Source organism: Nostoc sp. 'Peltigera membranacea cyanobiont' 232, assembly GCF_002245985.1.
Classification (GTDB): Bacteria; Cyanobacteriota; Cyanobacteriia; order Cyanobacteriales; family Nostocaceae; genus Nostoc.
Genome location: NZ_NOLK01000042.1, coordinates 54,006 through 65,230 on the forward strand (window position 1 = coordinate 54,006; position 11,225 = coordinate 65,230).

The 11,225-nt window shown below is 42.8% G+C and carries 8 protein-coding genes and 1 pseudogene; 5 read left to right on the forward strand and 4 right to left on the reverse strand.

Annotation, left to right across the window (positions count from 1 at the left end; genetic code table 11):
• Positions 1-554: 554 nt before the first annotated feature.
• The gene (locus tag CDG79_RS16275) at positions 555-1,454 is read left to right on the forward strand and encodes a bestrophin family protein (RefSeq protein ID WP_223278175.1); all 900 of its coding nucleotides are present in this window, start codon (positions 555-557) and stop codon (positions 1,452-1,454) included.
• A 184-nt stretch (positions 1,455-1,638) separates the two neighbouring features.
• Here the strand turns inward: CDG79_RS16275 and CDG79_RS16280 are convergent, their stop codons facing one another.
• On the reverse strand, positions 1,639-2,217 hold the full coding sequence (locus CDG79_RS16280) for a TMEM175 family protein (protein WP_094343036.1): 579 nt from the start codon (positions 2,215-2,217) through the stop codon (positions 1,639-1,641).
• Between the two features lie 602 nt (positions 2,218-2,819).
• Positions 2,820-3,455, reverse strand: coding sequence for a transaldolase family protein (locus CDG79_RS16285; RefSeq protein WP_094343037.1), 636 nt, complete (start codon positions 3,453-3,455; stop codon positions 2,820-2,822).
• Between the two features lie 288 nt (positions 3,456-3,743).
• Here CDG79_RS16285 and CDG79_RS16290 point away from each other — a divergent pair, with 288 nt between their 5' ends.
• A complete protein-coding gene (locus CDG79_RS16290; protein ID WP_094343038.1) occupies positions 3,744-6,269 on the forward strand; it encodes a cyclic nucleotide-binding domain-containing protein in 2,526 nt (841 codons plus the stop codon).
• Between the two features lie 30 nt (positions 6,270-6,299).
• Here CDG79_RS16290 and CDG79_RS16295 read toward each other — a convergent pair.
• Positions 6,300-6,635 (reverse strand): annotated as a pseudogene (locus tag CDG79_RS16295) (DUF4351 domain-containing protein); the annotation flags it as partial.
• A gap of 436 nt (positions 6,636-7,071) precedes the next feature.
• On the opposite strand from CDG79_RS16295, the gene CDG79_RS16300 reads away from it, so the two are divergent.
• Positions 7,072-7,410, forward strand: a complete 339-nt coding sequence (locus CDG79_RS16300; protein ID WP_094343039.1) for a hypothetical protein — start codon at positions 7,072-7,074, stop codon at positions 7,408-7,410.
• A 13-nt stretch (positions 7,411-7,423) separates the two neighbouring features.
• Positions 7,424-7,987 (forward strand): hypothetical protein, encoded by a 564-nt coding sequence (locus CDG79_RS16305; protein WP_223278176.1) that lies wholly within the window; start codon positions 7,424-7,426, stop codon positions 7,985-7,987.
• Between the two features lie 161 nt (positions 7,988-8,148).
• Here CDG79_RS16305 and fusA read toward each other — a convergent pair whose 3' ends face one another.
• Complete coding sequence (fusA, locus tag CDG79_RS16310; protein ID WP_094343040.1) at positions 8,149-10,215, reverse strand: elongation factor G; 2,067 nt, start codon at positions 10,213-10,215, stop codon at positions 8,149-8,151.
• Between the two features lie 166 nt (positions 10,216-10,381).
• Between fusA and CDG79_RS16315 the strand changes: the two genes are divergently transcribed.
• Entirely contained in the window at positions 10,382-10,978 is a 597-nt protein-coding gene (locus CDG79_RS16315) for a macro domain-containing protein (protein WP_094343041.1), read from the forward strand.
• Positions 10,979-11,225 lie beyond the last annotated feature (247 nt).

The window sequence follows — 11,225 nt, forward strand, 5'->3', positions numbered from 1 at the left end:
TTTCTAGCATGAGCAAAGTTAATTATTGATTAAATTTGTGCAGTCTCAAGCTTCAGACAAATAAAGCATAAATTCACAGCACTCTATTTTTAGAAAACTTTAGACATCACAAGTTTTAGAATATTTCCTTATTTTATGCTTTGTCAGTGAGAAAAAGTGAGTATTTACGAATTTACTAGAAATAAAGGTGAAAATTACCCAATTTTCAGATAAAAAAGTGAAATGCCAGCAATTTTGACCAAAATAGCTAGAAAACCCAGCTTATGGTGAATAATTGGCCAAATTTACTGAATTTTCCTATCTAAAGAGGGTTAACAGAAATAAATTTCAATGTTAGAACTAAAACTTGTGTTGATTAGAGTTGCACGACAGTCGCTATCTGCAAACCTACATCTTGCATCTATCTTGCTTAAGCAAGATAACTTCAGCGAAAAAAGTTAGTTTGCTAATTGATGTAATCGTCAAACCTTACCAATATGAAAAGACTTCGCTATTTTCAAAATAATTCCAAAAACTCTTTGAGAGAAAAGTATCACCTTTACAAGGGCGAAAAGTTGAACTGGCTTCAAGTAACTATGCGGCTTGAAAGGTCAATTATTTCTAACATTATTCCTTGGGTATTTTTTTGTACTGCCTATGGTCTTTTAATATCACTTTTCTATTATTTAGGATTGCCAATAGCATTTAAAAATTCAAGTAGTATTATTACTAATGCTGTTTTAAGTTTTAATATTGGTTTTACATTACTATTAGTTTTTCGGACAAATACAGCCCATGATAGATTTTGGGAAGGTCGGCAACTCTGGGGATCTTTAGTTAATACATCTCGTAACTTAACTCGGGGAATTTGGATAATAGTTAAAGAGCAGACACCGCAAGATAGAGTCGAAAAAGAGGCAATACTTCGGTTAGTAACTGCTTTTGCTGTTGCAATGAAGTTACATCTAAGATCGGCACCTTTAGACACTCAGTTAGCATCTTTAATGTCCGAAAAACAATACTTACAACTTCAAGATACTAATCATCCGCCACTACAAATTGCTTACTGGATAGGAGATTACTTGCAGTATCAACACGATCGTAAATATCTAAATGTCTATCAACTAACTACTCTGCATAATTGCGTAGATGATTTAGTAGATATTTTAGGTGGTTGCGAACGCATTTTAAAAACGCCACTGCCTTTGATATATACTATCAAACTTAGACAACTGTTATTAATTTTTTGCTTGATCTTACCTTTGGAAATTGTTAGCTTTTTGAATTGGTGGACTGGTTTAATAATGGCTTTTGTAAGTTTTACCTTATTAAGTATTGAGCAAATTGGCTCAGAAATTGAAGAACCTTTCGGGTTTGATCCCAATGACTTACCTTTAAATGCGATTTGCAATACAATCTCAAACAATGTTGAAGAATTAATCAGGCTTGCTTCTAACAATGTTCGCTCTTCGTAAATCTATAAACAAGTTTTACTAAATAAGTTCTTAATGGGAGGGGAAATTTTATTCTTTTTTAAGAATAGCAATTGGATTAAAAATGCGTAGGCATAGCCCCCTGAAGACATCGTTTAATAAATGCTTCGCCAAGCTTTCACTGTCTCTTTGCTACCTTTGAGGAAAAAGTTGCAGCTTAAGAAATCTAAAATTCGCTGAGAGTCTTCTCTATGCGACGGTCAGGGATAAGCCAGATAATCGCGACTAAAACGTACAATGCACAGGCAAACCATGAGTTCACAAAGGCAAGTGGAATAGCTACAGCATAAAACACCACCGATACTTTTCCCTTGAAGTCTTCACCGACTGCGATCGCTAATGTCGAATCCCTACCGTGGTGAGAAATCAGGGCGCGGGTAAGAATGTAGTATGCGATCGCAGCCAACATCAACACCGTACCATAAAGGGCAACTGGCATAGCAGCAAAGTGATTCTCGCCCATCCAACCAGTGACGAAGGGAATTAACGACAACCAAAACAGCAAATGCAGATTCGCCCAAAGGATACGCCCATTAACCTGTCTGACTGCTTGTAGTAAGTGATGGTGATTATTCCAGTAGATACCGATATAAATAAAACTCAGCACATAACTCAGAAATACGGGGATTAGCGGACGCAGCGCAGCTAAATCGAACCCATGCGGCACTTTGATTTCTAGCACCATAATAGTAATGATGATGGCAATCACCCCATCACTGAATGCTTCTAACCTTCCTTTGCCCATATACGCATTCCTTTTCCGATTACTGGAAAGTAAGTTGCAATACTCTGTACTTTATCGTACCAAGTAGCCGCCATTGATGAAGATTGTCTGCGAAACGTTACGCCAACGCAAAATATTTAATTCTCACTCGCCAATTTCCGCCGCAATTCCCCAATAGCAGCGCTAGTATTGCGCTCATAGGCAATTTTTAAACACTCTGTGACTACTTATGATATCAAGTCCGCTTAATCACTTCCGATATGTCATTGCGAGTGAAACGGAGTGGAACGAAGCAATCGCTGCGGACTCTGCGATTACTTCACTTCGCTATCGCTGCGTTCGTAATGACAAGTATTTATCCAGACATGATATGACACGATTACTACAACGCAATTGTAGATTATTACCAAAGTACTGTCAGGCAGCAGAAAGCTCTCTTACTTTACCTGACATAAGTTTTGTAATACTTTAGTAATCAATTACTGTGGCTGAAAAATACAGCCGCGACAATAATTAAACCTAAAAGCGCGAGAGGAACCCAGAGATTAGGGATATCCGACAAACTCATATTTAATTACAAATTGCAAATTACAAATTACAAATTACGAATTACGAATTACGAATTATCCTAAACCTATGCCTCCTTTAGCAAATTCTTCAACAGTTTTTTGTGAAAATTCATGAGTTGCGATCGCCTGCAACATCGCTAATGGTAAAGTCAAATGATCCGCCCCGGCTTGCAATGAAGCGGCTGCAACTTCTGGAGATTTGATACTAGCTGCCAAAATTTCCGTATCACTACCTTTGAGGACGCTAGCCATATCCCGCACCAAAGCAATACCGTCACCTAATAACCGCGTCGCCCGATTTACATAAGCTATGGCAATTTTTGCTCCCGCCTCTCGTGCAACTGCTGCTTGGGCTGCACTGTAAATTGCTGTCACCGAACAGGTAATTTCTGGTGATAGACTCGCCACCACTTCAAACCCTAACGGTGTTGCGGGAATCTTTAAAATTGTTTGCGAACCAATAATCTCGAAAGCTTTTCTACCTTCAGCTAGCATCCCAGCTTTATCAGATGCCACAAGTTGATAGTATAAGGGGCCAGAAGTCAAGGCAACCAATTTTTTGAGTGTGGTTTCTGGTGGGGTATCGCTTTGAGACAACAGCGTAGGATTGGTTGTAATGCCTTTCACCCATCCCCAAAGCTTAACAACTTCAGCTTCAGATGCGATCGCTGAGTCTAGATAAAGTGCCATAATTCGTCCCCGCTCAATTCTCAGATATTAATCCATAACAGCCGCACATAGATATTTTGACATTCTTTCAGAGGATAATTTCTTTGATAGCGGTTATTGTTTGGATGTAATACTCAGTAGGCTAGCATATTTGTGCGCTTCTACTGTATTTCACCGAATTGAAAACAGTTATAACATAACAGCCTACACGGAGAATTTAATATGACCGACAAAGACTCATGATACAGAGCAACTAAATTTATTTATGGGAATTTTGAATTTTGAATTTTGAATTCGGAGCAAAGCGACGTGACATCTCCAGAAACGGTTATATGGCTACAAGAACGCACCTCTTTAGGAATTCTCTCGCCTGAAGTGTTAAATGCGATCGCACAAGTAATCGAAGAACAAGTAGTGAGTGCCGAAACTGACTTAGTTAGCGAAGGCACTCCTCCAGAAGCCCTTTATATTCTTGTAGAAGGTCAACTTGAAAGCAATAGCACCAATGAAACCAACCCAGCCTTAGCTTGTGGATTCCTTCCCGGTGCTGTGATTGAACTCAAAGAATTGCTGTTGGATGAATTAACTCCATTCACAATTACTACGGTAACTGAATGTCACTTCTGGGTCGTACCTGCTGCTAAATTTCGGGAACTAGTCACCCAATACCCCGAAATTGCTCAGGCTTTTTCCCGCCAATTGGCTCAAGAATTAGCTCAGGCGACATCTGCACTTGGTTACGAACAAGAACGTTCCATAGCTTTGCGACCATATTTAGTTACCAAAGCGCAACGGGGAATTGTCGGTACAAGTCGCTATGCTGTGCGGCTGCGCGAACAAATTCGTTTATCGGCTGCTGACCGCAAATCAGTGGATATCTTTGGAGAACCAGGGTTAGAAAAGGACAACATAGCAGCCCTTATCCACTTTGGTTCTCCAAAACGGCGAGAACCGATAATTAAAGTCAATTGTGGTATTCTGCAAACTAGCGGTGCAGATTTATTCGGTCGTGCTGGCGGTAAACCAGGACTGTTGGAATGGTTGGGAGAAGGTACTTTAGTTCTCAACAATATCCAAGAATTGCCCGAAGAATTATTACCCCTGGTGACGCAGTTGCTTAAAACTGGCACATATACCCCCGTGGCTCGTTCGCCAGAAACAGCGCCTGAACCTCGCCCCAGTAAAGCCAGAATTCTGATTGTTTCTGAAAAAACTCTGCCGACTATTGAACGTTCTGTTGGTCACATTATTAAAGTTCCACCGCTACGGGTGCGGAAAGCTGATGTTCAAGCACAGGTTGAATATTATACTAGTCTCTACATTCGGGCTAGAGGCGTTCCGAAACCGCACATCACCCCAGAAGCTTTACGTCGCCTCCAGTCTTATGATTTTCCTGGGAATCTTAAGGAATTAAAAAATCTGGTTGAAAGAGCGATCGTCCAAGCCGAGGGTGCTAATGAATTAACAGAAGAAATTTTCTGGCCAGCTGAAGCAAAGAAAAAACGATTTCGGGTGAATCTGTTAAATGCCTATCCTCGTTTGCGGCGGTTTTTACGGAGTCCTTGGTGGCCCGATCGCATTAATTATGGTTTTACGGCAACAGCCTTTGCAATCATCGTTGCAATATTATTTATTGGGCCACAGACGCGCGATCGCAATTTCGTATTAAATTTCTTTTGGGCTTGGTGGTGGCCTTTCTTCTTATTTCTCTTTCCCTTTTTGGGACGGATCTGGTGTTCTGTTTGTCCCTTCATGATTTATGGAGAAATTACTCAAAAGTTATCTCTCTGGCTGTGGCCGCGAAAACTCAAACGCTGGCCGAGACAGGAAGCTGAGAAATGGGGCGGATGGTTCATGTTTGGTTTGTTCACCCTAATTTTCTTATGGGAAGAACTCTGGCATTTAGAAAATACTGCTTACCTCAGCGCTTGTTTGCTGCTGTTAATTACCGCAGGGGCGATGATTTTCTCGGCCCTTTTTGAGCGGCGGTTTTGGTGTCGATATCTCTGCCCTATTGGTGGGATGAATGGTTTATTTGCCAAACTTTCAATGACGGAACTCCGCGCCCAGCAAGGGATTTGTTCTGCCAGTTGCACGACGTATCAGTGCTATAAAGGTGGGCCGCAAAAAGGCGAAGGCATGGAAACCAATGGATGTCCTTTATACTCGCATCCCGCGCAGTTAGAAGATAACAGAGATTGCGTACTGTGCATGACTTGCCTAAAAGCCTGTCCTCATCGTTCCGTTGAGTTCAACTTGCGTCCCCCTGGAATTGAACTGTGGACTACTCATGTACCCCGTACCTATGAAGTAGCATTATTATTTTTGCTCTTGGGTGGAATATATCTGCATCGCTTGCCAGAATTACAATCTTGGTTGGGGTTACAACTGGATTTAACTCAGTTTTGGCAGCACTTCGGATTATCGCTGCTAGTGTTAATTATTCCAGCGATCTTTACCTTTGGGGCTTATGGCTTGCTGAAACTGTTGAATTTGAACCGGAAGCCAAAATCATTTGTAGAACTTGCTTATGGCTATTTACCATTAGTGTTGGGGGGAAACTTAGCTCATTATCTGCGTTTGGGCTTAGGCGAAGGCGGGCGGATTTTACCTGTTACCTTTGCTACTTTTGGTTTTGCTGGAGAACAATTGCCAATATTGGTTGCTCACCCGGCTGTGATTGCCTTTTTGCAAGGTGCAACGATAATTTTCTCAGTGTTGATGACTATGTTATTAACGCAAAAGATTGCCAAGCAGCCAGTGCGATCTCTCCTTGGGCAACACTTAGCTGCGATCGCATTGGCAGTTAGTATGTGGGCAATTATTGTGTTGTAAAAACATTCCCTTTTTAGCAAAAGGACATTGCTAATCTAATGTAGTAAACCAGGTTTCTAAATCCGCGATCGCCTGAAAATCTAACAATGCTTCACCAAGATTTTCTAATTGTTCTAAGGAGAGATTTTCAATCTGCGATCGCACCTCTTGGGGTAATTCTCCCACCCGTCGAGTCAGTTGACGGAGAATGAGCAATTGCCCTTCTGTTTTTCGTCCTTCTTCTCGTCCACGTTGTTCTCCACGTTGTTCTCCTCGTTGTTCTCCTCGTTGTTCGCCTTCAGCGAGAATTTCTTGATAAATTACTGACTCGCGCATCATACCCTCCCGAAATAATTGTCGAATCAAATCCTGATTGTATTTTAACCCCCAAAACCCAACTAGCAAAACGTTCGGGATGTTTTTCGGAAAGTAGTTTGCAGAGGTTATCGAAGGACATTGACGATCGCCAGCAATTTAATGAGACATTGCTATTATCTCGTGTAGCAACATTTAGCTGCGATCGCTTTGGGAGCTAGTACCGCAAGGCGGAATTCAAAATTCAAAATTCAAAATTCAAAATGAATACAGCGTAAGCCTTTCGTTGATTTGAAATGGTAGCTTTATTTACGCCGTGGTGTACTAGTATGTAGGCAATTATTGTGTTCTAGCGATATGGCATTCCACTCTGACCTCTCTCCAAAAAGGCTAATCACTTAGACTAGGTGCAAAAAGTGAGTTAAAAACATTCTTCTTCCCTACGAACGTGATAGAAAATACTTATATGATTTATGATTTTTGACTCATAGTGTAAGGATTACAGATAATGCATGTTCTAAAAAGATCCATCAAGCCAGCACCCTATATATCATTTCTCCACATCTACCAAACTACTTGGGGGACAGCTGGTGATATTTGTTTAATCCGTGAATCTGTCGCTGAAGAAAGTACAGCAAAGTTTATCGGGCATAAAATCCAAATAGTAGTTCCCAAAGGGTTGGAGCGCGATCGCATCGCCAACTGTCCCATAATCAAAGTTGCAGGTAATGTCGGCGACGGACATCCTAAAGAGCATCCCTTGGAATGGGAGGCTTATGAAGGTGTAAATACAGAACTAGCTGAAGCGGCTCTCAAACCTTGGGGCTTCAAGTTAATTGAGCTTTAATGTGGGTGGCGAGTTGAACCGATCAACTCGCCGGGACGTAGCGCATTACCAATTGGCTTCAACCATGCCTAAGCATCTACTTAAAAAGCGATCGCCTTTTTTCCTTTTCCCCTTTACCCTGCTGTTGACTCTCCTCCTCGCCCTGCCTTGGGCGAGTGCGAAAGAACCGCCGAAGCCCAAGCCAGAAGCGTGGCAGATTAACGGTATCGTTGCCGCCCTTGATGATGGATATGACGGAGTAAAGAAACTCGCTTTTGATAAATTCAATGAATATGATCTAAAAAATTTAAAATTGGTGGTTCAGAAACCAGAGGATATTGCTCAAAAAGCTGCGAAAATCCTCAAGGATAAAACCGTTGAGTCTCCTGTTCGTTCCCGTGCAGCATCGGCATTGGGAAATCTGGGGGAGGTAAACCCTACGTCAAAGATATCGCTGACATCCTCAAGGATAAAACCGTTGAGTCTCCTGTTCGTTCCAGTGCAGCATCGGCATTGGGAAATCTGGGAGAGGTTGCCAAACCCTACGTCAAAGATATCGCTGACATCCTCAAAGTTAGGGTGTGTTACGGCTGTGTAGGAATTTGAAGGTTTGAGAAAGTCTAATTTAGCTGTAACGCACCATATTTCTCGGTGCGTTACGCGCTGCTTTAACGCACCCTACAATTTAAGGTTTAAATTAAGCTCCAGATTGTCTTTTTAAAAAGACAATCTGGAGCGATGCTAATTGCTAATGTGGGTTCAGGACTGGCGATAGCAGGCAAATTCCATTGAAAAACTAGCCATACCAGAAGTAAGCGATCGCAATTCTGTAGAATACCCAAACATTCGCACCAGCGCTACTTCTGCCCGAATCACCGTGTATCCCTGCATTGTCTCGGAACCCAACAGCAAACCCCGACGGGAGGATAAGTCACCCTGAACTCTTCCTATTAACTCGTTGGGCGTTTCCACCTCTACAAGCATAATGGGTTCGAGGATGTAAGGTTTGGCTTTAGCGATCGCACTCTCAATTGCTTGATGAGATGCTGACCGGAAAGCCAATTCGGAAGAGTCAATTGGGTGATAGGAACCACCATCCAAAACGACTTTCACCCCAGTTACCGGATAACCTTCCAGCTTTCCTGATTCCATCGCCTCCCGAAAACCCTTTTCGCACGCAGGGATATATTCTTTGGGAATCGCACCTCCAACCACCCGATTTTCAAAGACAAACGGCTCGTCTGTGGGTTCAATCCACCCAGTAATATGGGCGTACTGACCGGGGCCGCCTGATTGTTTTTTGAATCGGTAGTCAAAAGTAGCTTGTTGTCCAATGGTTTCCCGGTAGGCTACGGCGGGATTACCAACGTAAACCTCGGCATTATATTCCCGTTGGATGCGTTCGACGTAGATTTCTAAGTGGAGTTCGCCCATCCCAGAAATCAGAGTTGCGCCTGATTCAGGATCGATACTCAACCGGAAGGTGGGATCTTCCCTTTGAAAGCGATTGAGTGCCTTGGAAAGGCGATCGCTATCTTCCTGTTTCTTGGGTGTAATTGCCAGCGTAATCACTGGTTCCGGCACAAACATCTTCTCTAGAGATACCAGTGGTTCACCAGAACAAAATGTATCACCAGAAGCACAATCCACACTCAACAGAGCCACAATATCCCCTGCTAAGGCAACTTTTACTTCTTCTCGCTTATTGGCGTGCATTCTCACCAAGCGACCGATTTGCACCCGTTGTTCAGTCCGCGAGTTGTAGACGATATCGCCTGGTTTTAGCGTCCCAGAGTAAATCCGAGTATAGGTCAACTGCCCAAAGGACTCAACGGTGAGTTTAAATGCCAATGCCACCAAGGAAGCATCGGGGTTAGGGGAGAGAGTGATTAGGGATTGGGTACTGGGTACTGGGGATTGGGAATTGCTTGTCCTAGTTCCCAGTCCCCAATCCCCAGTCCCTAGTCCCTTGACTTCCCTATCCACGGGAGATGGTAGATAGAGGACAACTGCATCCAATAAGTTTTGCACTCCTTTATTTTTGAATGCCGAACCCAGTAATACAGGCGTGAATTCTAGACTCAAGGTTGCCTGTCGGATGGTTTCCCAAATTAATGCTTTAGGAATCTCTTCACCCGCCAGTAACATCTCGGTTATCGATTCAGAGAACAGCGATAAAGCATCTAGCAACTTCTCCCGTGCCTGTTGCGCTTCATTCCTAAGAGGTTCGGGAATTGACTTTTTCACATGGTTTTCCCCGTTTTCACCCTCAAAGTAGTCAGCAGTCATTTCTACTAGGTTTATCACTCCCTGGAATTGGTCTTCACTGCCGATAGGATACTGGAGCAATATTGCATTTAATTGCAAGCGATCGCGTATTCCCTGTACTACACGAAATGGATCTGCGCCCATCCGATCCATTTTGTTGATGAATGCCAAACGTGGCACGCGGTAGCGCTTCATTTGCCGATCCACCGTAATGGACTGGGACTGCACACCCGCCACAGCACACAGCACCATCACTGCCCCATCCAATACCCGCAGGGCGCGTTCCACTTCAATGGTGAAATCCACGTGTCCTGGTGTATCAATCAGGTTAATTTGGGTATCGTGCCATTCACAGGTAGTAGCAGCAGAGGTAATGGTAATGCCATGTAGTTTTTCCTCCGGCATAAAGTCCATCGTTGCACCCTTGCCACCTCCCCGCACTTCCTCAATAGCGTGGATTCTGCCCGTGTAGAAGAGAATTCGCTCTGATAACGTAGTTTTACCAGAATCGATGTGGGCAGAGATACCAATATTTCGGATACGTGTTCGGGGAATCATAAAATTTCCTTTTGTTCAAGCGACAAACAGCCACCAGTTATGTAGTGGCATTTTTTGTATTATATACATACTACTAATAAAAGACAAGGTTGATAATACAGAAAAACCGTTGACTGTTGCCCTAGCTGACGTTTAGAATAGGTATTCAAGCGGAGGAAATAAAAGCTTGAAATTGATATTGGTAGCTCCCGACTCTTTGTTGTGTGCAGCCTTTCAACAGAATTTTAATTATTTACCCAATGTAGAAATAGTGAATGACTATTTCGAGTGGTTGCCAGATTTTGATTGTATGGTCAGCCCTGCTAACTCTTTCGGCATGATGGATGGTGGAATAGATGCGGCAATTATCCGTTTTTTCGGCCCTTCCTTAATGGCAAGAGTCGAGCAACGCATTCTTGAGGATTATTTGGGCGAACAGCCTGTGGGAACATCAATGATTGTGGAAACAGGTCATCACAAACATCCTTTTTTGGCTCATACTCCTACCATGCGAGTTCCCATGATTATTGCTGGGACAGATATTCCTTATATTGCGATGTGGGCGATGCTGCTGACAGTTCGCCAGCATAACCAACACGCTAGGCAAAAAATTAATACCATTGCCTGTCCTGGATTGGGTACAGGAATAGGACGAGTGCCGTATACTGAAGCTGCTAGACAGATGGCCTTAGCTTACGATCATTTTCTGTATCCACCCAAGCATCTCAATTGCATAGTTGCGGCAGAAAGACAACTTCAGATATGGGAAGGAGGCAATAGCTGAAAGAAAAAGAAGCCTCTTGTCTCCCTTACAGGTCTACGGTATACACCTCTACACCTCTGCGTGAGACGAATTAAATACTAACGTTCCTTTGTAATCACCGAACTACCATTACTAATACTTACTTTCTGAATAAAAACGTCAGTACAAGATGATAAAATATCGGCGCTTATTTGGTTAGCAATAAATTCAAAATCTTGGTTTGTTAATCCCCGTGCAGTATCGCCACTTAAGTTAATAGAAATAGTCA

Excerpts from the sequence above, each read along its gene's own strand:
- fusA (WP_094343040.1), bottom strand. The coding sequence starts at position 10,215 with ATGATTCCCCGAACACGTATCCGAAATATTGGTATCTCTGCCCACATC.
- CDG79_RS16280 (WP_094343036.1), bottom strand. The coding sequence starts at position 2,217 with ATGGGCAAAGGAAGGTTAGAAGCATTCAGTGATGGGGTGATTGCCATC.
- CDG79_RS16300 (WP_094343039.1), top strand. The coding sequence starts at position 7,072 with ATGCATGTTCTAAAAAGATCCATCAAGCCAGCACCCTATATATCATTT.
- CDG79_RS16285 (WP_094343037.1), bottom strand. The coding sequence starts at position 3,455 with ATGGCACTTTATCTAGACTCAGCGATCGCATCTGAAGCTGAAGTTGTT.